Source organism: Bacillus sp. ms-22 (assembly GCF_009759805.1).
GTDB classification, from domain to species: domain Bacteria; phylum Bacillota; class Bacilli; order Bacillales; family Bacillaceae; genus Bacillus; species Bacillus xiamenensis.
Map to the genome: position 1 here is coordinate 2,700,603 of NZ_CP046653.1, position 26,388 is coordinate 2,726,990.

Here is a 26,388-nt window from a genome sequence, read left to right on the forward strand (position 1 = left end):
CGCGGTTCATTCGTCCCTTTTCTGTTGAAAAGTGACGGGTGGGCCTTTTTATATTGAAGAAAAGAGGTTTTAGTATGACAAAGAAGACGATTTTTTCAGGCATTCAGCCTAGTGGTTCTGTGACATTAGGGAACTACATTGGCGCAATGAAACAGTTTGTTGATTTACAACATGACTATCATGGCTACTTTTGCGTGGTCGATCAGCATGCGATTACAGTAAGTCAAGATCGCTTAGCCCTTCGCAAAAATATTAGAAGCTTAGCAGCACTTTATTTGGCAGTTGGACTTGATCCAGAAAAAGCAACATTGTTTATCCAATCAGAGGTACCTGCCCACGCCCAGGCAGGATGGATGCTTCAATGTGTCGCTTATATTGGGGAATTAGAAAGAATGACTCAATTTAAGGACAAATCCGCCGGGAAAGAAGCTGTCGTTTCAGGTCTGTTAACGTATCCGCCATTAATGGCTGGCGATATCTTATTATACGGTACTGATTTAGTCCCTGTCGGTGAGGATCAAAAGCAGCATCTGGAATTGACAAGAACGCTTGCTGAGCGCTTTAACCGAAAGTATAACGACATCTTTACTGTACCTGAAGTGAAAATTCCAAAAGAAGGCGCTCGGATCATGTCTTTAACAGACCCAACGAAAAAGATGAGCAAATCCGATCCGAACCAAAAGTCCTTCATTACCTTATTAGATGAACCAAAGCAGCTTGAAAAGAAAATTAAAAGTGCTGTGACTGATTCAGAAGGCGTCGTCAAATATGACAAAGAGAACAAGCCTGGAATTGCCAACTTGCTGACAATTTATTCTGTATTGGGTAACGTATCAATTGCGGAGCTTGAGCAAAAATACGAAGGCAAAGGCTATGGTGAGTTTAAGGGAGATCTTGCGAAAGTTGTGATAGATGCTTTAAAACCGATACAAGATCGATACTATGAACTCATTGAGTCAGACGAGCTTGACCGTATTCTAGACGAAGGTGCTGAAAAAGCAAACCGCGCGGCAAACAAAATGCTGAAAAAAATGGAGAATGCGATGGGCCTTGGCAGAAAACGCAAATAAGAAAGCTTGCAGCTGAACACGCTGCAAGCTTTTTCCTAATTGACTTTTGATTCGTTTTCCATTTCCCAAAGCTTTTCGAAAAATGGCTGCCCTTTAATCATTTTTTCACAGAAGGCCAAATGGTTTTCAGACCATCCATCAATGGTTTCATTGTACAGCATGTTCCAAATTTCCTCGAAAGACATTCGTTTGATCTGGTTGTACATACGCGGATTCCATTCCGTATACCAATACGCAATTTCCGCCCGGTTTTGAAGGCCCTTTAGTTGATCAAGCGCCATAAACATGAGCTGCTTCAGCTGTCTTTCTTTTCTCGTTAATCCGCTGATATGCTGCGGCGGCAATGACAAAATATGATACTCTTTCGTCGACTCAAGGTGATCTGTTGAAAATTCATATTCCTCCGCCTTCACATCTTTCACCATTTCATACACCAATTGCTCCTGCCTTGGGATTAAGCGGCTCTTTCTCACAGGAATGGAATACCCAATCGTATCCACTGCAATGATGCGAATGCCGTCGGTGACCACAAAGCAATACTCTAATTTACGCCGTTCATGATTTTTGCGAATATATGATTTCTCAAAAACAGATTCTAGCAGCGTCTTCGGCAGCTCAGATAGATCATTCTCTATGTAATCAAACAAAGGACTCTGCACCTTAAGTAAAGGTACTTGATCTAACAGCTCCACGCTGTCCTCCTTGCGCCACTCATGAAAATGGCATACATTATAGCCATTCTCTTCCCCTTCAAACCAATTCACCCATACGTCATGAAGAAATAACATAACCAATCCCTCACTTTTTAAAAACTGTTGTCCACAGTATGGGCAAGGGATAGAGAAATTATTCCAACTTTATTAAACTTCAAGCTGTGCTGCAGTTGAAGTGTCTTTATTTTTTTTCGTTACATTTAATAAGGCCGCAAAACCTTTCATCCTCATTGACAATAAACTGATAGCAAGCAATACTCCGCCAGAAATGGCAGTAATCCATATAACACCAATATATTTAGAAAAAATACCGGCGATGATTAATCCAAGTATGATACCGAAGTTAGAGAACATTTGTAAGATAGACATTGCACGTCCTCTATAAGCATTTGGAGTAAGCCCTAGAAATAAACTGCTAATCGGCACATTCAAGAAAGCATTCATTAAGCCGATACCAAAAACCCAAAGGTAGACTGGCGGTAACCCAAACAGTGCTTCTAGAAACTCAACCGGTATGATGACCATCATCCAAATTCCCATAAAGATCGTCGTTGTCATTAAAATATAACCAGGTTTGAATTTTCCAAGCAAGTAAGGACCTAAAATGGAACCTATGACGGCTCCGATTCCCGAAAATGCTTCAATCATCCCAAAATGAAAACCTGATACTTGAAACTCCTGTAGCAAAATAGAGTTAGATGTGGTATTAAAAATTCCTGCGATAAACATGACTTGTGTTAATAAAAGGATTAAAAAAGCAAGTGGTGCTGATTGAAATACGACTTTCAATCCTTGCTTGATCGCCGTCCACTGTTTTTCTTTAGAAGTTGAAGGACTCGATTCCTCATCTTTATTGTTCTTTCTCACAAGTACAGCCGTCAGCAAGATAAAACATGCGGATAGACTATAAGTAAAAATATCAATAATGAGTAGAGCTGTCGGTGAAAAGAAAAGAAGAAGTAGGCCTGCAATTCCAGGACCCGCAATTTGCATAACGGAATAAATACTTTGAGAAACCCCCATCGCTTCTGAAATATTTTTTTCCCCCACTACAACCGGAATATACGAGGAGCGCGCTGGATAAAAAAAAGCACTTCCTATACCTGATAAAAAAACGAGGGTAATGACATACACTGGATTGTTTAAACTAAAGATCATTCCTATTAATATGAAAGACCGAAATAAATCGGCTGCAATCATAATATGATGTTTTTGAAATCGGTCTGCCGCAACACCACCAATTAAGCCAAAGAAAAACATTGGTGAATATTGACAAAATAACACAAATCCAATTAATAACGGGTCATTCGATGTAGTTCCAACCACATAAAGGATGACAATAGTTGTAAGACCGTCCCCAAAACGGGAAATTAATTGTGCCATACAAAACATAAGGAATTGTGGCTTCTTCAGGATAGCGATCAATAAAATCAACCTCTCTATCTTCTCTTCTGAACTATTTACGTAAGAAAGTGCGTGTGATAGAACACGCACTTCTCAGAATGAATATAAATGTCAATTATTTTGTGATGATGATGATAACGTTTGTTTTCATAGGACTCACCCCCTTTAATGCTTCATTTTGTGCATAAAAGTATCGTGTTGTGAGCTTCTACGTTATATGAATTACCTTCAAAATCTCCATAAATATGTTTGACGATAAAACCAACATCTTTTAGCATATTTGTAATTTCAGCTACACTATATAACCTCATTTTGATGACATGGTTGGTTGTTTTGTCATTCACTATCCTTGTTTGTTCTATTTTAATAGTGCTGTTTACTATATCTAACTGTCTTTTTTCTAAGGCATAGCCTGTCTTTTCGTCTCCAAACCAGATAAGTGGATGGAAATACTTAATTATAAATTCTCGATTTGCAAGGTGAAGAAGTAATGTCCCACCTTCATTTAAACATGAATACATGGACCTGAGCATTTTCATGTTCTCATCATCTGACATATAGACAATTGATGTTTCCATATTAAGCACAACATCATACGTTCTAGGGGGATGAAAGTCTCTTCCATCTTCTAAAAATGTTGTCACTTGGTGATTTGACTCTTTTTCAATATACGCCAAAAAATCTTGATTAATATCCAGTCCATCTATTTGAAAACCTGCCTGCCAAAGTTGAAGCAGGTGTCTTCCATGTCCACAACAAAAATCTAAAATGTGTGGATGATTATAGTTTTGCAGAATTTTTCTTTGAATGAAGTCAATTTCCACATCCACATTTTGAGATAAAAGACGTGAGTAAATCTCTTTATACTGGAAACCAAAAAAGTTTGTACCATCATCTGAAATTGGTTTTTCCACTTTAGCAGACAATAAGGAGCTCCCCTCTCAATCTCTTATTTACTTTAAATCTATGGTACTATATTGAATTTCCTTTTTCAACCTTTTTTGATATAAATATACATTTTTTGTTACTTAAGTATGTCATATTATTTTAATTTTTTAGGATCTAGGGCATCTCTTAGTCCATCACCTAAGAAGTTAAAGCATAAAACGGTAAGTAGAATCAGTAACCCTGGGAACAGTGGATACCACCATGCTTGGACCATTATGGAGAAATTTTGTGCATCTTGAAGCATGTTTCCCCAGCTCGCCGTTGGAGGCTGGATGCCGAATCCTAGATAGCTAAGCGTTGATTCAGCTAAAATGACAGAACCGACTTTTAATGTAGCAGACACAATAATGGGACCGATACAGTTCGGTAAAATATGCGAAAAGATGATGACATGGTTTTTCGTTCCGATCGTTCTTGCTGCGAGTACGAATTCTCTTGTGCGAAGTGATAAGAACTCACTGCGGATGAGCCTGGCCGTTGTTGTCCAGCCGGTCAATGCAAAGATTAAAATCAATTTATCAATACCCGGTTTAAAAATCGTTACTAGCGTGATTAAAAGAAAAATATCTGGAATTGACAACACCACATCAACCATTCTCATGAGCACTGAATCGACAAAGCCTTTAAAATAGCCCGCTACCGCCCCAACGACGGTACCAATGGTAATGGCTCCGACTACTGAGACGAAACCAACCAATAGAGACACCCTCGCCCCGTATAGTACCCTTGAAAAAATATCTCGGCCAAACTTGTCGGTTCCCCATAAAATGCTCTGCACTTGGAGGCTGTAGCCGTTTCAATAAGTCTTGCTGTTCCGGTGCGTAAGGTGCGATCACTGGGGCGAAAATAGCCGAAAAGATAATGACCAATAAAATAGCGGAGCCGACAACCGCCAATTTATTTTTGAAAAATTTCTCGCAAAATAAACGAAGCATCGTCTCTGGTTTTGGCGGAAGGCCTTCTTTTAATTTGAGATCAACAGGAGGTGTCCCCATATTAGGTTGTGCCAATTGTGCTTCAGCTCCCTTCTAATATTCTATACGCGGATCAACGATCGCATAGAGAATATCCGCTATTAAGTTTCCAACAACCACGAGCACTGCGGAAATCACGGTCATTGCCATAATCACAGGGTAATCTCTTGAAAAGGGCAGAATCGATAAATAGTTTTCCAAGACCCGGCCATGTGAAGATTTGCTCCACTACCACAGCGCCGCCAATAAAGGATGGAATCATGAGGCCGAAGATCGTAATGACAGGCATCAAACCATTTCTTAGCCCATGCTTGAAGATGACTTTGTTCTCTCTGAATCCTTTCGCTCTTGCCGTGCGAATGTAGTCCTGCCGCATCACATCAAGCATACTCGACCTTGTATAACGCGTAAGCCCTGCCATATCAGCCGTTGCTAACACAAAGGCTGGTAAAATAATATGATGAAGCCGGTCAAATATATTAAAATCTGCATTTAAGGTAGCGACGCCACCGGTCGGAAACCACCCTAGATTCACAGATAAAACCATAATGAGGATTAGGCCAAACCAGAAATTTGGAATAGCCAGTCCGATAAATGATGTAACTGTAATGCCATAGTCAAGCTTCGTATACGGACGTTTTGCTGAAAGAACACCAAATGGGATGGCAATAATCAGGGCAACTAATGTAGAAAAGATCATGAGGATGAGGGTATTTGGCAGCCGGGCAAAAATCAAATCCGCCACGGGTGTTCCTTTTTTTACAATGGATGTGCCAAAGTCACCTTGAAGCATATTGCCAAGCCATTTCATATATTGCACATATTCCGGATCATTTAAGCCGTACTTATCAATAAAGGCTTCCCTGTCTGCGGCACTAATGGTAGGGTCCATCATGAGTGACATCGGATCGCCGGGTGCTGCTTTAATAATGGCAAAGGACAAAATCGTAATCCCAAACAAAATCGGAATGGAAAGAAGTGTCCTTCTAATGATATATGTAACCATGTGCACAACTCCTTTTTCATCGGATGGCCATACTATAATGAAAAAGGGCTAAAATGATCTTTATTTTAGCCCTTTCTCTTCTTTTCAGCGTGATAGTAAACCTTGAAAGTCTAGGAAGGACGAGCACTGGTGCGTAGGACTGACAAAGAATGCGAGGGTTTATTCTTCATGCTGAAAGGGGAGAAACCTCCCCTTCTTCACTCATCATCTACTGTTCAATCCACCATTTTTCGATTTGGTAATACTCATCTTTCGGGTGGTAAGAGTAGCCTTGTAGATTAGATGGCATAGCGCGATGTGAGTTGGCATAATAAAGGAACGTGTAGGGCTGATCCTCTGCAATCAGCTCATAAATTTTTTCATACGCCTTCGAATACTCTTTTCGATCACTCAAGTTCTTAGCATCAACTAGCAGCTTATCGACTTCTTCATTTTTATACCAAATGTTATTTAAGCCTTTTTCTGATTGACTTGAATGGAAGATGCTGTATTGGTCAGGGAATGTCGCTAAGCTCCAGCCAAGTAATAGAGCATCATAATCCCATTTTGGCGGTGTGGTTTGTTCGATTAATGCACTAAACTCTACAATTTGTGGCTTTGCTTCAATGCCAATTTCTTTGAGCTGCTGCTGTACAACGACAGCAATATCTTCACGGACCTTGTTTCCTTGGTTCGTTTTCAAGACAAAGGAGAATTTTTTGCCATCCTTATCAAGATAGCCATCCCCATCTGTATCTTCCCAGCCTTCTTCTTTCAGCATCTTTTTCGCTTTTTCTTGGTCAAATTCAAAAACTGGGACATTTTCATTTTTTGGATAGTTCCATGACAGCGGACTTTCCGGAATGTTGGCTACTTTCCCGTCTCCTTCTAACACTTGATCAACAATCGTTTGACGATCAATGGCATGTGTAAGAGCTTGGCGGACTTTTTTACTTTTGAAAAGTTCGTTTTTGTGATTCCAGCCAATATAGGAATAATTCAATCCTAGATCAGACTCGATTTTGACGTTGCTGATTTTTTCAACTGTTTGCAGTTCTGATCCCGGTACAGCAAAGAAATCAATATCGCCTGCTGACAGCTGGGCAATGGCTGCATTCTGATCAGGAATGGTTTTAATGGTGACCGTATCAAGATAAGGACGTCCATCCCAATAATCATCAAATGCTTCTAGTTTGACGTAGTCTCCTTCTTTCCACTCGGCAAATTTAAATGGACCTGAACCGATTGGATTTTTTCGGTTAAATTCATTTTCGCCAAGATCCTTCACAGGCACATCACCTAAAATATGCTTTGGCAAAATGCCATAGCTTCCTAGGGTGACATTATAAAAATATGGATCTTTTTTATTCAGCTTGAATTCGATCGAGTAATCTCCAGTCTTTTTAACAGACTCTAATACTTCAAAGCCTGATCCACGCTCCCCATTGTAATCCTTATGGATTGGAATGCTGTATGTAAACACAACATCATCAGCAGTCAGTTCTTCGCCATCATGAAACTTCACGCCTTTTTTAATGGTCACATCAAACTGTTTGCCGTCATCAGATTCTTTAATATCTTCTGCCAGCGATAGCTGCGGGTTGAGCTTTCCGTCTGTTTGAAGTAAGAAGCTGTAAATTCTTTCTTCAATATCAGAACTTGCTACATCCGTTGAATATAGCGAGTTAAATAATGTAGGCTCTGCAATTGAACCGATGACAAGATCCCCGCCTTGTACCGGTTTACCTGTGGATTTCTTTTCACTGTCTCCTGACGTTTTATTTCCACTAGAGCAAGCAGTAAGGATCAGTGTAAAGATCAGCAGTAAACTGACCAAAATGGACTTTCTATTTCTTACTTTCATAGACAATTCCCCCTATTTGTTTAAAAATGATGACAGAAGCCCGTTTCATCCCCCCTCTCAAAGTTGAGATCATACTAGCTGATTAAGCGTCGTAGAGGTGACAGGCAACAAAGTGATTCGTCTTTAATTGTTGAAATTCTGGTACTTTTTCTTTACAGACTTCTTTCGCATACGGACATCTTGTGTGAAATACACAGCCTTTTGGCGGATTCGCAGGGCTTGGTAAATCCCCTTGCAGCATAATCCGTTCTCTTTTCACTTGGCCTTTTTTACGGGTGACTGGAACTGAAGATAGAAGCGCCTGTGTATATGGATGGAGCGGATCGTCGTACAGGCTGTGCTTATCCGCAAGCTCCATCATTTTGCCGAGATACATGACGCCGACTCTATCGCTAATATGCCGAACGACACTTAGATCGTGAGAGATAAATAAATAGGTCAGGTCAAATTCCTCCTGAAGCTCTTCCATCAAATTAATGACCTGAGCCTGAATGGAGACATCAAGTGCTGAAACAGGCTCATCCGCTATGATCATCTCGGGATTCATGGCAAGCGCTCGAGCGATGCCGATCCGCTGCCTTTGCCCGCCGGAGAATTCGTGCGGGTATCGATTCGCAAAACTTGGGTGAAGGCCAACTTTGGATAAAAGCTGTTCTACTTTTTCATTTCTTTCTTTTAAGGAATATAAGTGATGTGTTTTATAGGGTTCTTTGATGATGCTTCGAAGTGTTTTTCTAGGGTTGAGTGATGCAAAGGGATCTTGAAAAACCATTTGGATGTTTTTCCTTGTTGATTGTCTGAGTTTTGATTCAGATACATGTGAAATATCTTGCCCTTTAAAAAGGATTTGTCCGTCTGTTGGCTCATATAAGCGAATCATTGTGCGCCCTAATGTGGATTTACCGCATCCAGACTCCCCAACGATTCCTAACGTTTCGCCTTTATAAATTTTCAGATCTATACCGTCAACCGCTTTGACAGCTCCTACTTTCTTTTGCAACACTCCAGCTTTGATCGGAAAGTGTTTTCGTATATTTTTTAATTCCAGAATGGTTTCTTTCTCGGATCGTTTTGTCATGTATGGTTGATTTTCAGCAAGTGTCATGTTTGGCTTGCCTCCTCATATAAGAAACACCTGACGCTTCTGCCATTTTCAAATGTGTTCAGCTTGGGCAATTCTTCTTTGCAACGATCCATGACTTTCGGACATCTAGGAGCAAAGCGGCAACCAGCCGGAAGCTGATCTGGCGCAGGGACATTTCCTTTTATCGCCGTTAATGGCTGAATCTCTCCGTCAATGACCGGAATGGATTCAAGCAGTCCTTCTGTGTATGGATGAAGCGGCTGATCAAACAACTCTTCGACAGTTCCGTTTTCAACAACCTGTCCGCAGTACATGACAATAACCCGATCTGCTACTTCCGACACAACACCTAAATCGTGCGTAATGAGAAGAATAGATGTACCAAAGGTTGAACATAGATCTTTCATTAAGGTAAGCACCTGGGCTTGTATGGTCACATCAAGAGCAGTAGTCGGCTCATCCGCAATGAGGAGCTTCGGATCACAGCTTAGCGCAATGGCAATCATTACTCGTTGACGCATACCACCGGATAAACGGTGCGGGTAATCTTTGATGATTTGTTCTGGCCTGGAAAAACCTACAAGCTTCAGCAAGTCAATCGCTTTTTTGGTCGCTTCTTTTTTTGAAAGTTTTTTGTGGTAAATGAGGATTTCTGTTATTTGTTCCCCGATGGTTAAGACGGGATTAAGTGAGGTCATGGGTTCCTGAAAAATCATGGATACATCATTACCCCGAATACTGCACAATTCCTTTTCACTATATGTAACAAGGTCTTTTCCATCAAGCTTAATGGAACCATCCATAATCTTCCCACCAGTCCCATTAATCAGACCCATGATGGATAAAGACGTAATACTTTTACCAGACCCAGACTCACCGACTAAGGCGACTGTTTCTCCTTTTTTAATACGAAAATCAACGCCATCAACAGCAGGTATTGGTTCCTTTTTTCGAAAAAAGTATGTTTTTAAGTTTTGCACTTCAAGCAGTGTGCTCATGCATTCGCCCCTTTCTTCATAGATCAAATGAACCGAATCAAAAGATTCCGCCTTTTCAGAATAGAAAGAATGATCAAAATTTATATTTGTATATTATTACATCGTCATGACGAAATCAAGAAGTATTTAGTAAAATTGTAATATGTCACTTTTTATGTGAATTATTCTCATTGTGACTCTATCGCTTTTAAAAAGGTTTCGGCAGGCTCTGCAATCATAGACTCCTCACTGATTCTGTGCTCACTGAAATACTTTTTCACGATATAAAACCCAGTGGCGTACCCAAGCATTTTAGGGTAGTTCCCTTTTCCATAAAGGAGGTTCTGTATCAGCCTTTCGTCGTCCTGAACTTTCTTATCAAGGTGACTGGATACCCATTTTTTGTACATGCGCTGAAGCTGCGCTTCGTCATATAAAGTCGTCCACTTTGCTGTATAGCTTTCTCCATACCTATGATACACAGCATATTCAGCGAGCCCCTCCATCATGATTGTATCAAGGAATGTAAAATCTTTTTCTTCTTTCGTGAGAAAATGCAACCTGCATACATGGTGATATTCATGTGTCAGCAATGTAGCAATTCTCTCTTTCGGCGTATGCGGGGATAAAAAAAGAAAGATTTTGTCGTCAAATGCCATACCGGATTGGTAGTAAAATTGTTCTCTGATCTCTTTACTGCTCTCATTGACAGGTAAAATAAAGACAGGAACATCAGGACCTTCCCACTCTTTTTGCAGCGCTTTGTATTCTTTCATCACGAGCTTGAAGTACCCTGTTTCTTTGAGCTTGTCGATCATTTCCTGGCAGGCATTCCATGACCGAACCATCCCGTGATGCTGTAAATGAGTGAGAATAGATGACCATTCTTTTTTCGATGCTCCTTTAAAATAAGGGACAAAACGTGCCGCCAGCTCTTGAAAAGATGATGATTGCTCAATGAGATATTGTGTATTGATCAGACCCATACCGCTGAACACCTCCATTTTCATCATATGCAAAAAGGCGGCGATCTGTTTATAGATCGCCGCCTTCTCAGAGCATATTACGCTTCGTATTTTTTGAAAATAATTGTCGCATTATGCCCGCCAAAGCCAAGTGAGTTACTCAAAGCAACTTGTACTTCTTTTGAACGTGCTTCATTTGCTACATAATCAAGATCACATTCTTCATCTGGTGTTTCAAGGTTAATTGTTGGCGGAATGACACTGTCTTTGATCGCAAGAACAGAGAAAATCGCTTCTACTCCGCCTGCTGCACCAAGTAAGTGACCTGTCATTGATTTTGTCGAACTGATCGCAAGCTGATTCGCATGCTCTCCGAACACTTCTTTAATCGCCATGGTTTCAAATTTATCATTGTACGGCGTGCTTGTTCCGTGGGCATTGATATAATCAATTTCTTCCACTTTTAAGCCTGCATCACGAATCGCTTCTTTCATCGCACGGACGCCGCCTTCTCCGTTTGGAGCAGGTGCTGTAATATGGTATGCGTCTCCAGTTGAACCGTATCCAACGATTTCTGCATAAATCGTCGCTCCGCGTTTTAACGCATGCTCTAATTCTTCGAGAACCACAATCCCCGCTCCCTCACCCATGACAAATCCGTCACGGTTTTTATCAAATGGACGGCTTGCTGTATTTGGATCAGGATTTGTCGAAAGAGCTTTGTTCGCGCAAAAGCCAGCAAACGACATTTTCGTTAAAGGCGCTTCTGTTCCGCCTGTAATCATCGCATCGGCATCTCCGCGCTGAATGACTTTAAATGCGTCACCAATGGAGTTTGTTCCTGTTGCACACGCTGTGACTGTACAAGAGTTAACCCCTTTTGCGCCAAGTGCAATGGAGATTTGGCCTGTCGCCATATCTGGAATCATCATTGGGACAAAGAAAGGACTTACGCGTCTTGCCCCTTTATTTGAATACACTTCGAACTGCTCTTCAAATGTTTCAAGTCCGCCAATACCAGATCCAACCCACACGCCAACACGCGGTGCGATTTCATCGGTAATTTCAAGGCGTGAATCTTCTAGAGCCTTTTGAGCAGCAACGACTGCATATTGTGTGAAGCGCGCCATTTTTCTCGCTTCTTTTTTCTCCATGTAATCTTCGATGTTAAAATCTTTTAGTTCTGCAGCTACTTTTGCGGTATATTCGCTTGAATCGACACGTGTAATCGGGCCAACACCTGATACACCCGCTACAGCATTTTTCCATGTTGTCTCTACATCGTTGCCAAGAGGTGTCAAAGCACCTAATCCTGTAACAACTACCCGTTTCTTATCCATTAATTTGTGCACCTCACTCTTTTATCGGCCCCATCGCATAGCGATTGCGCCCCACGTTAATCCACCACCAAAACCAACCATTACAATCACATCGCCGTCATGAATTTTTCCGGCTTCGATTTCTTCACATAGTGAAATTGGAATGGATGCTGCTGATGTGTTTCCATATTTATGGACAGTCTTCGACATTTTTTCAACTGGCAGCTCTAAGCGTTCACGTGCTGCTTCCATAATGCGAATATTTGCTTGGTGAGGGATTAAGAAGTCAACGTCTTCTTTAGAGAGTCCAGCTTTTTCGATGACGTTTACACTTGATTCACCCATTTGTCTCACAGCAAATTTAAATACTTCTCGTCCATTCATGATTGTATGATCTTTTTCATCTAAGTACAAGTGCTTCCCGCCGCTTCCATCGGCTCCAAGCTCAAATGATAGAATTCCTTTTCCTTCGCTCACTGGTCCTAGTACGGCAGCGCCTGCTCCATCTCCAAACAAGACAGCCGTATTGCGGTCATCCCAGTCGGTAATGCGAGAGAGCTTTTCTACACCAACGACAAGTACGTGTTTGTATGTGCCTGATTCGATAAATTGTTTTCCAGTAACAAGCCCATACATAAAGCCAGCGCAGGCAGCGCTAATATCCATTGCACATGCTTTATGTGCACCGAGCTGCTCTTGAATCATACAAGCGACTGTCGGAAATGCTTGATCTGGCGTAACTGTCGCTACAAGAATCATATCAATATCTTCTGCAGCTACATCTGCATCAGCTAATGCTTTTTTTGCAGCAGCAAGCGCCATATGAGATGTATTGACATCATCAGATGCAATTCTTCTTTCTTCTATACCTGTTCTAGTACGAATCCACTCGTCAGAAGTTTCAACCATTTTTTCTAAATCACGATTTGTTAATACTTTTTCAGGTATATAGCGGCCAAGGCCAATAATTCCAGCATTCATTGAATAAGACTCCTTTTACTCATACGAGCATATAATATTGTGATCTTATATTAGTATCTGGTACTAATTTTACCTTATTTTTTTCTCCTTGGCAATACAAACGTCTAACCTTTCCTCTCACTTTTTTCATAGATTAATGATATACCAATAGTAGAAAGGAACATGTGATATGGCGCAAAAAGATATTTTCTCAGCAATGATGTTTGGACAGCCGCTTGAAAAGGAAAAAAACAAATCAGAATCAAAGGAGGAACGCAAGGATTCATCTTCAAGTGATGACTCAATTGACTATATGCATGTCATGAATCAGATTGGGAACATTATGAATTCGATTGATGAATTGAAGCCTGTGTTTAAAGATGTCGGCCCTATGATTAGTGCCTTCAAGAAAAAATTATCATAAAAAAAGCCACTATTGTGTGGCTTTTTCTGATTCTGCATCTGCTCTTCCAAGCTCATATGCCTCTTGCATGACAGATGTAAACAATGATAGAAGCGGCTGAAGTGCTTCTGGATCAAGCTGAACCCCTGCTTTATCTAATTCTTCTTTTGCTTGCGGAAAATACTTCATCGCAATTTGTAAAAACTCCATCGATTTTTCGTTCTGCATGTTCAACGTCCTCACTTTTCATTAGGCAGTTTGCCCGTTTTTTTGTAATACGAGATATCATTCTCTATGTCTTTCACAAAATCGCGGTCAATGGTTGAGCTAAATTTACCCATTTCGATCACTCCTTCTTTAAAGTCAAAGGAGTATTCACCTTCGTTTAGTTTGCCTTCATTAAACTTCTTCGCAATGATACTGTACGCTTTATCAACATGCTGTACTGTGCTGGTTAAGACGGTATGGCTTCCAAGGTTCGATTGATCGGTGACATATCCGATCGCAGATAAATTGTCGTTTTTGATTTGTTCAATGACAGGGATATTATAACCATCACCTGCTGGATACACAACATCTACACCTTGTTTTTTCAATTTTTGATAGAGGTTCACAGCTTTGTCAGCATCATCCCAGTTTTCGACAAATTCCGCTAGAACTTGCACATGTGCGTCTTGATATTTTGCCCCTTTGATAAAGCCGTCTACTTCGCTTTGCCAATCATATGTAGCAAGAATACCAATCTTTTTTGTTTTGGACATATGTGCTGCAGTCATGCCTCCGAAAAAGCCCATTGCTTCTCCTTTAAACGTCACGTTTGTGACATTGTCAGCCTGAGGCTTGCCTCCATTGACCGTAATAAATTGTGTTTTTGGATAATCTTCACTGATCAAGTTGAAAATTTCGCTGTATTCATTGCCATGGCCAATAATCAAATTGACTCCTTTTTTATGGAACTCTTCAATGGCATCAACGATTTTCTCCTTGTCGACCATGCCTTCCTTATAATAAACATCTACACCAAATGTTGATTGGATATTTAATAAGCCTTTATAACCTTTCGTTCCCCAAACTTGATCATTAATCGTATCGGGGACGAGTAAACCCACCTTCTCAATATGTCCTTTTAAAGGCGCCTGCGAGCAGGCAGATAATAAAAGAAGGAACGAAAAGATCATGACAAGCCGTTGGTACTTCATGCCATGTTCAACTCCCTTTGCAACACGCAGGTATGAACCTGTATGTTAAATATAGGTTTATTTTATACTGAAAAAAGATAAGATGGAAGATCATTCTTGCTTTTTGTCGAAAAATGTTGAGTTTTGTCTTTTCCATTCTGCAATTATTTCCTTTGCTTGTTGGTCATCGGTTTGTCTTTCGACCTTCAATTGATGCGTCATTTCCTGCCTTTGATCAGTGTGTGACGCCCACTTCAAAAGATCCTTTGCGACATCTTCTACAAAAAATGAGTGATCTTCCCTTGTTCTTCTTTTTTCATCGAGTGACCACGGTCCGAACATACGAGGAAGGACAACAGCTGGCACACGTTGTTTGGACGATTCGTCTTTCGGTTCTTCGAAAAGTAATCGGTACATCCCATGTGTTGCTTTCAACTCTGCCTGTTTTTCATGTGAATCCTCTGATTGAATAAAGATGAGATCATACGCCTCTTTGCTATCCTGAAGGTCAATGACACGAACGAGGTCATTTCGGCCGAGCCACATCATCCGCTCTCCTAATAGCAGCTTTTGCTCTTCTGTCTGATCGTGTGGACACGTGATATCGACTTGTATGCCCTCTTTCATCATATATTCACAAAGTGTCAGGCCAAAAAATTCATCTGCACCTATGATCAATCCTGTTTCCATCTTCATGTCCCCTTTTTTAGCATATCGAATAAAAAGAAGAGCCCTTTCTATGAAGGGCTGTTATCATCCTATTCATTATAGTTCTCTTTCATGCGATTTATAAAACTTGTGAATGGACTGAAAGATTCTTCTTGGATGATCAAACATATGCAAGGTCTGATCGACCTGACCATGGTCTGCATTCATCATGTGCTGATCAATAAAAGGTTTTGCATGCAGCTCATACGCGTATGGTGCAACATTTAACCTTTGCCATATATGAATCGGTACATGAGCTGAATGAACGGGGCAAGAAGGAAGTGGATACGTTTCTGCTTCCTGTTCAGAGCAGCCGTAGCTCTGCGCCAGCTCCCTGATCAGCTGTTTGTAGAAAAATTTATGCTCTTTCTCCCTCTCTCTATGTGCACTAAGATCTAAACAAGGATTGAGCATTGCAATGGATCTTAACACTTCCGGCATTTCTTCAGCAAGACTCATCGCAATAAGTGCCCCCATTCCTTCTGCAAGCACATGAATCTCTCGGTTTAATATTTCTTGTTTTAATGAATAATGAATGAGTTGTTTAGCATCAAAGACAGCGTCTTCACATCCCCAGTGGTTGCCATGAAGATGACTATTAAACAATGTATACCCTTCATCCTTTAAAGCAGTTAAAAGCTGGTTTCTCCCATAATGCTGAAGCCAGAATGATGTGTTTTCCTGCACAAAGTGATTCCGGTCACCGAGGATTAGAATGCCAAAGCCATTTGGTTTTTGAGGAAGGTGGATGACGTTCCACTGGGAACCAAGCTGAATAAAACGTTCACTTACACCCATATGGCTAGCCTCCTTTCAGTGATTCTGCTTTCTATGATATGAGAAACAACTCATCTACGAATAAGGAAATCCCCTAATATGAAAGAAATCTTCTTAATCTTTTAAGCGAATCTGACATTTGATGGAAATATATAAGCGGTTCTTTCCTATATCGTCAGAACTTTTTTGATTGATTATAAACATTTTTTAATATCAAGAATCGCTTGCAGGTGCATTCCCTCGTGAAAGATGGTTCGCATCAACACTTGTTCAATGGTTCGCATCCCCATTTCAGTAGGGGGATATTCGACTTCTAAGCGACGTGAGTATTTTTGCATTATTTTACCAGGCTGTTCTTCCAGCCTTTTTTTAATTGTAGATAAGAAGGCGTTTCATCTGAAAAATGATCTGGTGTTGTCCCATAACCAAACCATTTGCGAAAAGTATCTGGAACCTCAGTTTTCTCTTTCGTTAAAGTCTCAATCCATAAGTATTGATCCAAGTAAAGATGTCCCATATTCCACCTGATATTATTATGAAAATGATTTGGGATGATCTCAGCTTCATCTGCACTTACATCATCTAAACTATCTAAAATAGCAGCTCGATAAGTCTCTAACTGTTTGAAAAGATTCACATGGCGTTCTTTCATTCTTGTCCCCCTTTCTTATAGGTCAAATATTTTTCATGTTACTTATTATTCAGCGCGTTTTATTTTTTCTCTTGTGCATTTCCCTGTCTACGTGAAGTACAGTCACTTCTTATTATTGGGGCTTCAGTACGAATCCTGCAATAAATACCTGTTTTATCTGCGGGGAATCATCACATTCAACCACTTGTTAAAGTCCAATGATGAAAATGCTCACAATTGGAGCAAAACAGTCTTTTCCCTTACCTCTTATCTATGATATGATAGTCAATAGATTGTTACATAAAGGACGGTGGAATAATGCATTACATTATCACCCTCATTTGGACTTTTCTGCTGACACATATGGCTGGTTACATCGTTGCATCTATGAATGGAGCTGCTTATGATTTTATGTTAACTTCCATTCTTGCAGTAGTGTTTACGGTTATTTTATTCATCTTTGCTGAAGTAAGTCCAATGAAAGAAACGGAAAGTTCAACAAAACATTCTTAATATGGCTGAAAAAGAGCTGAAATCATTTATTTCAGCTCTTTTTCTTTTTTTCAGCGTGATGTGAAAAGCGGCACGCCAAAACCCCCTGTTTAGCAACCAGGGGGTATTTTTTATTGATTTACACCTCAACCGTTTCAGACTGCTGTTTGTCAGCTGTCAAATGGCTTTTTGCAAGCCCTGTAAACAGGAAGATCGCGATGCCTGATAAAATTTCTAGCACGCCTCCCCCAGCAATGACAGGCCCCGCTCCAAATCGTTCTGCCAGAACGCCCGATATAACAGCAGCAAGCGGGAGAAAGACATTGGATGACGCATTGATCACTGCATAGACTTGCGGCTGATCTTCTTGGTCAACAGAGGTTTGAATAATGACCATTTCCGGAACATTAATTGCACTGACCGCTGCACCAAAAATAAAGGAAGCAAAAAGAACGACCGGCAGCCATGTGCTCATCCCTGTGATAAAGAACGCTGCACCTTCAATCATGCCAGCGACAATAAAGAACAAGCCAAACCTTTTAATTTTCACCTTCGCCAGCGCAAAGCCCATCATAAACGCACCGACTGCGGCGACGCCTCTTAAAATGGAATATACCATTGCATCACTTTGCAGCGCTTCCGCTACGTATACAGCGGATAATGCCTGCCACGGAGCCGCTGCGACATTCATTAAAATACAGTAAAGGGTCAGCGCAAATAAGATATGATGATTTTTGACGACTAGAAAGCCTCTTTTTAGGTTGTACAGATATGTATTCTTTGCTTGTTTAATGTCTGCTGCTTTCTCTTTGTCTGACTTCTTCAGTTTGACGCCAATAATAAACAGGCCAGATATGATAAATAAGACAGTGGTGATCAAGAGGGTATCTGCAGGTCCAATTAATTTGACCAAAAGACCTGCTACCATCACTGCAGCAAGAGCGACAATTTCAAAGGAAGATTGCAGGATGGCATTTGCTTTTTGAATGAGATGCTTCGGAACAATCTGCGGTAAAATCGCCACAGAAGCTGGGTTATATGCTGCACCTGTTGCCGATTGAATAACCATTAATGAGATCAATAACCATAGAGGCAATATGTGCGAAAAATGTAGTAGTGGGATGATGAGTACAATTGTTGCTCGAACGACATCTGAAGCGAACATCCATTTAGACAAATGGTGTTTTTTCATAAGAGGTCCTAGTATTGGGGCTAACAATGATGAAGGAAGAACTGTCACTGCTAGAAGAAGTCCTGTACCGAGCGCTCCATCCCCTCTTAAAATCAATAGCCAAAGAACGGATGTAAAAGCAAAACTTTCACCTGTATTTTTTATGAGCCTTGATATGAATAATGAGGTGAAGCGTTTATTCCAAACACTTTCACTGAGATTCATCTTTTCCATCACACAAATCCTTTCAACTGTTTACTATTTACATATTTTACCTCATTTTCTCTTTTTTTCATACTATTTATTTGAAAATTTGAACTTAATTGTTTTTTATTATAAAGAAAAAAGAGGCATGACACATGCCTCTAAAGACTTATTCATACAGACTCTTAGTCAATTGCTTACGGCTTTCTTTGGTAGGTCCAAACACGGTTATGGTTCGAGTTATCCGGAAAGACGTCGCCTGCTTTAAGCTTAATCTTTAAAGGATCTTTTACCATACTGCCGGTCTCACCGATTTCGATATAGATACCATTATTAGGTGCTTTATTCCCAGATTTAAACTGATGCTGCTGACCCATTTCCATCCTCCTTTCTCGATTGTTGTTATTATGTCCCGTCCATTGCCTCTCCAATCCAATATGCAAAAAGTCCCTGCTCATTCGAGACAGGGACACTTGATCTATTTTGGTTGTTGATACATGAGCTCTTTAATTAACGCTTTTTGCACATGCAAGCGATTTTCTGCCTGCTGAAACACCTTTGAGTGCGGTCCATCAATGATATCAGCTGTCACTTCTTCTCCGCGATGTGCCGGCAGACAATGAAGGAAGATATAATCTTTTGCGGCATGACGCATGAGGTCAGTATTGACTTGATATTCTTTAAATTCAGCTAGACGTTTCTCTGTTTCAGCTTCCTGCCCCATGCTTGTAAATACGTCTGAATAAATGACATCTGCATGCTGAACAGCAGCTACTGGATCTGTTGTGACGATCACTTCTGCACCTGATTGTTTGGCAAACTCACGAGCAGTATCTGTCACGTCTTGAAGTGGTTCATAGCCTTTTGGTGATGCAACAGCAATGTCACAGCCTAACTGCGCACAGCCGACCATCAAGGAATGAGCCACATTATTTCCATCACCGATATATGCCACTTTCACACCTTTTAATGTTCCTTTTGCTTCTTTTATTGTCAATAAATCAGCAAGTGCCTGACATGGATGTGAGTAGTCAGTCAATCCGTTTATGACAGGAATGGATGCGTATTTTGCAAGTTCTTCTACCTTCTCATGTTCAAAGGTTCGAATCATAATACCATCTACATAGCCAGACAGCACCTGGGCGGTATCACTAATCGTTTCTCCTCTGCCAATTTGCAGATCATTTGAGCTGAGGAAAAGTGCATGTCCCCCTAGCTGCGTCATTCCCGCTTCAAACGAGACACGGGTTCTAGTTGAAGATTTTTCAAAGATCATGGCTAACGTTTTTCCTTTGAATAAATCTTGATATGGATGTTGTTTCATTTCTTCTGCTTTTTCAATTAAGTAAGCAATGTCATGGACTGAAAAATCTTTTAGCGATAAAAAGTCTTTTCCGTATAATGTGGGTTGCACGTCGACTTGACTCATGCCGTCACTTCCTTTTTATATAATTCATGGAGAGATACTGGTGAAACATCTCCATCTTTCCCTTGCAGGAATGCTTGAGCTGTTTCATATTCGGTAAGGACTTGAACACCATGTGTGAGGGCTTTTACACGCTGCTCTTTTGCTTCTTCATCATCCCCTAAATGAATGTGAAGAGATTTATCGTCTTGTTGTAGCCAAGATTCAAAGCTGGCCGTCCAGACGTCAAAGCCTGCACGTTTCGCTGCATTTATTAATTGTTCACTGCCTTGTATAAAAAGACTTCCTTTCTTTTGCCAAATTGGCGCAAATACTTTTTTCAAGGCGCTTTCCACATTCTTTCCTACACACATTCCTTCACCTGTCGCTTTCATTTCAGGTGTCAGTTTTAAATCAATATCTTGAATGGCATGAGACGAGAAGACTGGGAATTTAACAGCTGTTCCCCCTTTATTTTTCGTTGAAGGGTTCAATTCTTCAAGCGTCGCACCAGCTAATAACTGGGTAGCCATTGGAATCATTTCAATGCCCATGACTTTACTAACAACTGGGACCGTTCGGCTTGCCCGAGGGTTCACCTCTAATACAAGCGCCTGATCCCCTTTGATCACAAATTGAATATTCATGATGCCTTTAAATGCTAATTTCTTTGCTATTTGTTCAGAGGCGCTGTACACCTGCTGTTTGATGTCCTCACTGATGGAGACACTTGGTAAGATGGCAAAGCTGTCACCTGAGTGTACGCCCGCTTTTTCAATATGCTCAACGATCGTTGGAATGAATGTCTTCTTGCCGTCAGAAATGAGATCGACTTCAACTTCTTTTCCAGTGACGTACTCATCAATGAGGATCGGATAAGGCAAATGATCCGGCTGATCAAGCAGTGATGCCAATTGATCTTCTGATTGAACAACGATCATCCCCATTCCGCCAATGACATACGATGGACGAATAAGGACAGGATACCCGATGCTTGCGGCATGCACGAGTGCTTCCTCTTTTGAATGAGCTGTATCTCCTTTTGCATGAGGCAGATTCAGTTCATCAAGAAGCTGATAGAACAAATCACGATCCTCTAATGCATCTAATGTGGCAAAGGATGTACCTAACAAAGTGACTCCGGCTTTTTCTAAACCTTCTGCCACATTAATCGCTGTCTGTCCGCCAAACTGAACGATGACAAAATCAATTTGTTCCGCTTCAACTACGTTTAAGATATGCTCTAACGTAATTGGCTCAAAGTATAAACGATCGGCAATCTCATAATCGGTACTTACCGTTTCTGGATTATTGTTCATCATGATGGTTTCAAATCCAAGCTTTTGCAAGGTAAGAACTCCATGCACAGCACTATAATCAAACTCGACTCCTTGCCCAATTCGAATCGGACCTGAGCCAATGATGAGTGCACGCTGCTTTGTTTTCTGCTGATGCTCGCCATCACTTTTTCCAAAGTACGTAGAATAGAAGTAATTCGTTTTCGCATCGAATTCCGCAGCACATGTATCGACAATTTTAAATGAAGCAGCAATGCCATATTCTTGACGAAGCTGTCTAATCGCTTCTTCACTGCTCCCCGTGAGAAAAGCGATTGTTTCATCAAGGAAGCCCTTTTCCTTTACCTTTTTCAAAGTGTCTTTTGATAACGTTCCCTTATGCTCCTTCAGCTCCTGTTCAAGTGTGATCATATGCTTGAACACATGTAAGAAAAATAGATCAATTTTCGTCACTTGATGAATCGTTTCAACCGTTTCTTGTCTGGAAAGAAGCTCCATGACAGCGAAGAAGCGGCGATCGTCAGGTGTTTTGATTAATTCAAATAATTGTTCAGTTGATTGTTCTTTCAGTTCGGGCAAATGGAAGCCTTTTGTGTTGATCTCAAGTGATGCGACTGCTTTTTGAATGGCGGATTCTAAATTACGGTCAATGGCCATGACTTCACCAGTCGCCTTCATTTTTGTGCCTAATTTGCGATCTGCCTGTTTAAATTTATCGAACGGCCAGCGCGGGAATTTCACCACAACATAATCGAGTGCCGGCTCAAAGCTAGCATAGGTTGTACCTGTGAGCGGGTTTTTCAATTCGTCTAATGTATAGCCGACCGCAAGCTTTGCGGCCATTTTGGCAATCGGATAGCCTGTTGCTTTTGATGCAAGAGCGGAAGAACGGCTGACCCGAGGATTGACCTCGATGACGAAATATTCTTTGCTGAGTGGATCAAGAGCAAATTGGATGTTGCATCCGCCAACGACATCCAGTGCTGAAATGATTTTCAGACTCGCTGAGCGGAGCATTTGATAATCCTGATCCGTTAATGTCTGTGACGGTGCAACGACAATCGAGTCTCCTGTATGCACACCAACTGGATCGATATTTTCCATGTTACAAACAGTAATACACGTATTTTGACGATCTCTCATGACCTCATATTCGACTTCTTTAAAGCCCGCAATGCTTTTTTCTACTAGACACTGGTGAATCGGACTCGCTAGAAGGGCCCCTTCAATGAGCGGTTTAAAAGCCTCTTCCGTTAAAGCGATTCCTCCCCCTTTACCGCCAAGTGTGTAGGCTGGTCGAAGAATAACAGGGAAGCCCACTTCTTTTGCAAATTGAAGCGCGTCTTTCGCATTATCCACAATTTCACTTTCTGGTACAGGTTCGTTCAAATGCTTCATGAGGGCACGGAATTTCTCACGATCTTCACCGTTTTCAATTGTTTCAACTGACGTACCGAGCAGTTTCACCCCATGCTTTTTTAGCACGCCGGCTTTTTCTAACTCGACAGCAAGGTTGAGCGCCGTCTGTCCGCCAAGGTTGGCTAAGAGCCCATCCGGTTTCTCCTTTTCAATGATTCTTGTCACTGAATCAACTGAAAGCGGTTCAAAATAGATTTCATCAGCAAATGACTCGTCTGTCATAATGGTTGCCGGGTTGTTATTGACTAAAATGACGTTGTAGCCTTCTTCTTTTAAGGCCATACATCCTTGTGTACCTGAGTAATCAAATTCTGCTGCCTGACCAATGATGATTGGACCAGACCCGATGACTAGAATGGTTTGTATGCTTTGATCTTTAGGCATGTGCAACTTCTCTCCTTGCTTGTTTCACTTTCTCAATAAAATCATCGAAAACCCATTCACTTTCAGCAGGCCCTGGGTGTGCTTCTGGATGAAACTGAACTGACATAATTAGTTTCTCTTTATGAATGAATCCTTCAACAGATCCGTCATTCACGTGGAGGAATTTGACATCCACTTCTTTGTCATTCATGCTTTTTTCATTGACTACGTAGCTGTGATTTTGACTTGTCATAAAGACACGTTTTGATTCTGTATCTTGTACGGGGTGATTCGCTCCTCTGTGCCCAAAAGGAAGTTTATACGTGTCTCCGCCGAGTGCAAGAGCAATTAATTGATGACCTAAGCAGATACCAAGTGTTGGGAAGGTCATCATGATGTGATGAATGGTCTTTAAATAAGGCTTCATTGTTTTGGGATCTCCAGGTCCGTTTGACAGCAGAATCGCGTCTGGCTTGATGTCAAACACCTTTTCCATTTGCTTGTATGGAATGACTGTTACTTGACAGCCGCGCGCCTCAAGTGAGTCTGCAATTGACTTTTTAAAGCCAAAATCAATGAGCGCCACATGTTCTTGACCGCTGCCTTGTGTGTAGATCTCATCTTCTGTTACCTGCTCGACCACATTGACTTGCTTCATCGCCGGCGGCGTTTCGTTTTCGTCTAAACTGAGGACAGCATTCATTGTGCCGTTTGCCCGGATTTTCTGCACAACAGCGCGGGTATCTGTATGTGTAAGAAGCGGAATGTTCCACTTTTGTAAATATTCTTTTATGCTTACCGCTGCTAGATGGTGAGAAAAGTGCTCCGCTGCCTCATAGACAACCACAGCTTTTACTTGTGGTTTTTTGCTCTCAAAGTCTTCATGATTGATGCCATAATTTCCGATGAGCGGATACGTGAAAACAATGATCTGTCCTTTATAGGAAGGGTCTGTGAGCACCTCTTGATAACCTGTCATGCCTGTAAAAAAGACCACTTCACCAGTCATGCCAGCATCTCCTGTCAGATCTCCTTCAAAAGAGGCTCCATCTTCTAAATTTAAATAACCTTTCATGCTTGTGTCACCCCAAAATGAATAATTAATTATATAAATGTATTTTTATGCGAATTGATGTAAAAAAATTTACACTGTCACCGTTTCATTTGCTAAAACTTGAATAATCGCTTCTATTGCTTGATCCAATTCTGCTTTTTCCACATTGAGCGGAGGTAATAAACGAATGACATTCGGACCCGCTGGAAGCACCAGCAAACCTTGTTCTCTAAGGGCTGTAATATAATCACCGACTGGCTGATGACACTCAATCCCCGCCATTAATCCTTTTCCTCGTACTTCTTTTACGATGTTCAGCTGTTTGACATCTTGCAGTTTTGTTAAAAGGTAAGCACCCTTTTCTTTGACCTCTGAAAGAAATTCTTCTTTGAATATCACATCAAGAGTTGCGTTCACAGCTGACATGGCGAGCATGTTGCCACCAAATGTTGTGCCATGTGAACCTGGTGAGAATGCGTCTCCTAAAGCTTTTTTTCCTATCACCGCACCGACTGGGAAACCATTTCCTAACCCTTTTGCAGCTGAGATAATATCAGGATCAAGTCCCGCTTGCTCGTATGCAAATGCTGTGCCTGTTCTTCCAATGCCCGTTTGGATTTCATCTACGATGAGCAGTGCTTGATGTTTTTTGCAAAACGCTTGAACTGCCTCTAGAAATTCCCCTGTAGCTGGATTCACTCCACCTTCACCTTGCACCACTTCCAGCATGACCGCTGCCACATCATCAACTTCACATGATGCAATAGCTTCAGGGTCATTAAACGGTACATAATGAAAGCCTTCCAGCATCGGTCCAAAACCAGTTTTGATTTTATCTTGACCTGTGGCAGCCATACCAGCATACGTGCGCCCATGGAAAGAGTGCAAAAATGTCACAATATTTGTTTTCCCTGTCGCTTTACGTGCTAATTTAATGGCTCCTTCATTTGCTTCAGCCCCGCTATTGCAGAAAAATACGAGATCCCCTGAACTGTTTGCTGCCAGCTTTTCTGCTGCTTTTTCTTGCAGACCATTTTCAAACAGGTTCGATACATGCCAGACCTCGTCAAGCTGCTTCTTGATGGCTTGATTGACCTTTGGATGATTGTGACCTAAGTTTGTCACCGCAATGCCTTGAATAAAGTCTAAATACTTTTTCCCATTTGTATCGACTGCCCAAGAACCTGATGCCTCTTTAATTTCAACATTCCACCGGCCATACGTTTGAAAGAGATGACTCACAGGACCGCCTCCTTTTGTTTCACAATTCTTGTTCCTTTAAATGTTTCCCCTGTAAAGAGACTGCCTTTGCCATTGACGATCATGACTTCATCCACATCTCCTGATAAAGCACTTAAAGCTGATTGAACTTTTGGAATCATTCCCCCGGAAATAATGCCTTCATCAATGAGTGAGAGGGCTTCCTGTTCGGTGACGATGTCTAACAGCTCACCATCTTTTAAGATGCCTTCCACGTCTGTGACAAACATCAGTTTGTCGGCTTTCATGGCTCCTGCAACAGCTGATGCTGCTAAATCGGCATTCACATTTAAGGTTTGGCATTCTTCGGTCATAGATAGCGGAGCAATGACAGGAATGAATTGTTTATCCATTAAAGCTTCTGCCATCTCAGGATTGACTTCTTTGATTTCACCAACGTAGCCATACACATCTTGATCAAGAAAATCCGCGATAAGCATCTGTCCATCTTTACCAGATACACCAACAGATGAAATATCATGCTTTGCCAGTTCTGAAACAAAGTATTTATTCACCGTTCCCGAAAGAACCATTTCGGCTACCTCTAACACCGGCTTTGTTGTTTTACGCTGTCCATCAACAAATTCCGTTTTCACATCTAATTTTTGCAGCATGCTGGTGATTTCAGGACCTCCGCCATGTACGATAGCCAGCTTAAATCCAGCAGCTTGAAGTGAGCGGACATTTTCATAAAAGGTTTCTGAAAGTTCTCGAATGACACTGCCTCCACACTTGAACACGATCGTTTTATCCATGTCTATC

23 protein-coding genes, 3 pseudogenes and 1 other annotated feature (1 of these 27 cut by a window edge) are annotated in these 26,388 nt (G+C 41.2%); of the genes and pseudogenes, 3 read left to right on the forward strand and 23 right to left on the reverse strand.

Annotated features, from left to right (window positions below; all coding sequences use genetic code 11):
* Nucleotides 1-21: a binding site (T-box leader), on the forward strand (it extends 198 nt beyond the left edge of the window).
* A 53-nt stretch (nt 22-74) separates the two neighbouring features.
* The gene (trpS, locus tag GPA07_RS14140; RefSeq protein ID WP_008355298.1) at nt 75-1,070 is read left to right on the forward strand and encodes a tryptophan--tRNA ligase; all 996 of its coding nucleotides are present in this window, start codon (nt 75-77) and stop codon (nt 1,068-1,070) included.
* Nucleotides 1,071-1,105: 35 nt separating this feature from the next.
* Here the strand turns inward: trpS and GPA07_RS14145 are convergent, their stop codons facing one another.
* From GPA07_RS14145 to GPA07_RS14195, 11 genes and pseudogenes are all read right to left on the reverse strand, one after another.
* Nucleotides 1,106-1,858 carry a YjbA family protein gene (locus tag GPA07_RS14145; protein WP_008355296.1) on the reverse strand — a complete coding sequence of 251 codons (753 nt, stop codon included), beginning with the start codon at nt 1,856-1,858 and terminating at the stop codon, nt 1,106-1,108.
* Nucleotides 1,859-1,930: 72 nt separating this feature from the next.
* Entirely contained in the window at nt 1,931-3,208 is a 1,278-nt protein-coding gene (locus GPA07_RS14150; RefSeq protein WP_008355295.1) for an MFS transporter, read from the reverse strand.
* Between the two features lie 152 nt (nt 3,209-3,360).
* The gene (locus GPA07_RS14155; RefSeq protein ID WP_008355293.1) at nt 3,361-4,113 is read right to left on the reverse strand and encodes an SAM-dependent methyltransferase; all 753 of its coding nucleotides are present in this window, start codon (nt 4,111-4,113) and stop codon (nt 3,361-3,363) included.
* A 116-nt stretch (nt 4,114-4,229) separates the two neighbouring features.
* Nucleotides 4,230-5,130, reverse strand: a pseudogene (gene opp4C, locus GPA07_RS14160) (oligopeptide ABC transporter permease).
* A gap of 33 nt (nt 5,131-5,163) precedes the next feature.
* A pseudogene (locus GPA07_RS14165) lies at nt 5,164-6,115 on the reverse strand (ABC transporter permease).
* A gap of 208 nt (nt 6,116-6,323) precedes the next feature.
* Complete coding sequence (locus GPA07_RS14170) at nt 6,324-7,958, reverse strand: peptide-binding protein (RefSeq protein WP_157292848.1); 1,635 nt, start codon at nt 7,956-7,958, stop codon at nt 6,324-6,326.
* An 82-nt stretch (nt 7,959-8,040) separates the two neighbouring features.
* Nucleotides 8,041-9,036: an ABC transporter ATP-binding protein gene (locus GPA07_RS14175; protein ID WP_157293160.1), complete on the reverse strand. Its 996-nt coding sequence runs from the start codon at nt 9,034-9,036 to the stop codon at nt 8,041-8,043.
* Between the two features lie 23 nt (nt 9,037-9,059).
* Nucleotides 9,060-10,040 (reverse strand): ABC transporter ATP-binding protein, encoded by a 981-nt coding sequence (locus tag GPA07_RS14180; protein ID WP_071167785.1) that lies wholly within the window; start codon nt 10,038-10,040, stop codon nt 9,060-9,062.
* A gap of 167 nt (nt 10,041-10,207) precedes the next feature.
* A complete protein-coding gene (locus GPA07_RS14185) occupies nt 10,208-11,005 on the reverse strand; it encodes a DUF2268 domain-containing putative Zn-dependent protease (protein ID WP_008355281.1) in 798 nt (265 codons plus the stop codon).
* Between the two features lie 77 nt (nt 11,006-11,082).
* The gene (gene fabF, locus GPA07_RS14190; RefSeq protein WP_071167786.1) at nt 11,083-12,324 is read right to left on the reverse strand and encodes a beta-ketoacyl-ACP synthase II; all 1,242 of its coding nucleotides are present in this window, start codon (nt 12,322-12,324) and stop codon (nt 11,083-11,085) included.
* A 21-nt stretch (nt 12,325-12,345) separates the two neighbouring features.
* A complete protein-coding gene (locus GPA07_RS14195; protein ID WP_071167787.1) occupies nt 12,346-13,284 on the reverse strand; it encodes a beta-ketoacyl-ACP synthase III in 939 nt (312 codons plus the stop codon).
* 169 nt (nt 13,285-13,453) lie between these two features.
* On the opposite strand from GPA07_RS14195, the gene GPA07_RS14200 reads away from it, so the two are divergent.
* Nucleotides 13,454-13,687, forward strand: coding sequence for a hypothetical protein (locus GPA07_RS14200; protein ID WP_008355274.1), 234 nt, complete (start codon nt 13,454-13,456; stop codon nt 13,685-13,687).
* Nucleotides 13,688-13,696: 9 nt separating this feature from the next.
* Here GPA07_RS14200 and GPA07_RS14205 read toward each other — a convergent pair whose 3' ends face one another.
* The 5 genes and pseudogenes from GPA07_RS14205 to GPA07_RS14225 all read right to left on the reverse strand — a co-directional run bounded on the left by GPA07_RS14205 (nt 13,697) and on the right by GPA07_RS14225 (nt 16,981).
* A complete protein-coding gene (locus GPA07_RS14205) occupies nt 13,697-13,894 on the reverse strand; it encodes a ComZ family protein (protein WP_008355272.1) in 198 nt (65 codons plus the stop codon).
* A gap of 11 nt (nt 13,895-13,905) precedes the next feature.
* The gene (locus GPA07_RS14210) at nt 13,906-14,865 is read right to left on the reverse strand and encodes a BMP family ABC transporter substrate-binding protein (protein ID WP_008355270.1); all 960 of its coding nucleotides are present in this window, start codon (nt 14,863-14,865) and stop codon (nt 13,906-13,908) included.
* Between the two features lie 90 nt (nt 14,866-14,955).
* The gene (locus GPA07_RS14215) at nt 14,956-15,534 is read right to left on the reverse strand and encodes a hypothetical protein (protein ID WP_008355268.1); all 579 of its coding nucleotides are present in this window, start codon (nt 15,532-15,534) and stop codon (nt 14,956-14,958) included.
* Nucleotides 15,535-15,609: 75 nt separating this feature from the next.
* On the reverse strand, nt 15,610-16,350 hold the full coding sequence (locus tag GPA07_RS14220; protein ID WP_008355266.1) for an alpha/beta fold hydrolase: 741 nt from the start codon (nt 16,348-16,350) through the stop codon (nt 15,610-15,612).
* 173 nt (nt 16,351-16,523) lie between these two features.
* Nucleotides 16,524-16,981: pseudogene (locus GPA07_RS14225) on the reverse strand (DinB family protein).
* 297 nt (nt 16,982-17,278) lie between these two features.
* On the opposite strand from GPA07_RS14225, the gene GPA07_RS14230 reads away from it, so the two are divergent.
* A complete protein-coding gene (locus tag GPA07_RS14230; protein WP_071167789.1) occupies nt 17,279-17,473 on the forward strand; it encodes a YjzD family protein in 195 nt (64 codons plus the stop codon).
* Between the two features lie 118 nt (nt 17,474-17,591).
* On the opposite strand, the gene GPA07_RS14235 is transcribed toward GPA07_RS14230, so the two are convergent.
* From GPA07_RS14235 to argB, 7 genes are all read right to left on the reverse strand, one after another.
* Nucleotides 17,592-18,857, reverse strand: a complete 1,266-nt coding sequence (locus tag GPA07_RS14235) for an MFS transporter (protein ID WP_157292849.1) — start codon at nt 18,855-18,857, stop codon at nt 17,592-17,594.
* A gap of 167 nt (nt 18,858-19,024) precedes the next feature.
* Nucleotides 19,025-19,204: a YjzC family protein gene (locus GPA07_RS14240; RefSeq protein ID WP_071167791.1), complete on the reverse strand. Its 180-nt coding sequence runs from the start codon at nt 19,202-19,204 to the stop codon at nt 19,025-19,027.
* 101 nt (nt 19,205-19,305) lie between these two features.
* On the reverse strand, nt 19,306-20,256 hold the full coding sequence (argF, locus tag GPA07_RS14245) for an ornithine carbamoyltransferase (protein ID WP_157292850.1): 951 nt from the start codon (nt 20,254-20,256) through the stop codon (nt 19,306-19,308).
* Nucleotides 20,253-23,333 carry a carbamoyl-phosphate synthase (glutamine-hydrolyzing) large subunit gene (locus GPA07_RS14250; protein ID WP_157292851.1) on the reverse strand — a complete coding sequence of 1,027 codons (3,081 nt, stop codon included), beginning with the start codon at nt 23,331-23,333 and terminating at the stop codon, nt 20,253-20,255. The genes argF and GPA07_RS14250 overlap by 4 nt, the downstream gene beginning before the upstream one ends.
* Nucleotides 23,326-24,387: a carbamoyl phosphate synthase small subunit gene (locus GPA07_RS14255; protein ID WP_008355254.1), complete on the reverse strand. Its 1,062-nt coding sequence runs from the start codon at nt 24,385-24,387 to the stop codon at nt 23,326-23,328. The genes GPA07_RS14250 and GPA07_RS14255 overlap by 8 nt, the downstream gene beginning before the upstream one ends.
* 69 nt (nt 24,388-24,456) lie before the next feature.
* Nucleotides 24,457-25,608 carry an acetylornithine transaminase gene (locus GPA07_RS14260; RefSeq protein ID WP_008355252.1) on the reverse strand — a complete coding sequence of 384 codons (1,152 nt, stop codon included), beginning with the start codon at nt 25,606-25,608 and terminating at the stop codon, nt 24,457-24,459.
* Nucleotides 25,605-26,381: an acetylglutamate kinase gene (gene argB, locus GPA07_RS14265; protein ID WP_008355249.1), complete on the reverse strand. Its 777-nt coding sequence runs from the start codon at nt 26,379-26,381 to the stop codon at nt 25,605-25,607. Before argB ends, GPA07_RS14260 begins: the two co-directional genes overlap by 4 nt.
* Nucleotides 26,382-26,388 lie beyond the last annotated feature (7 nt).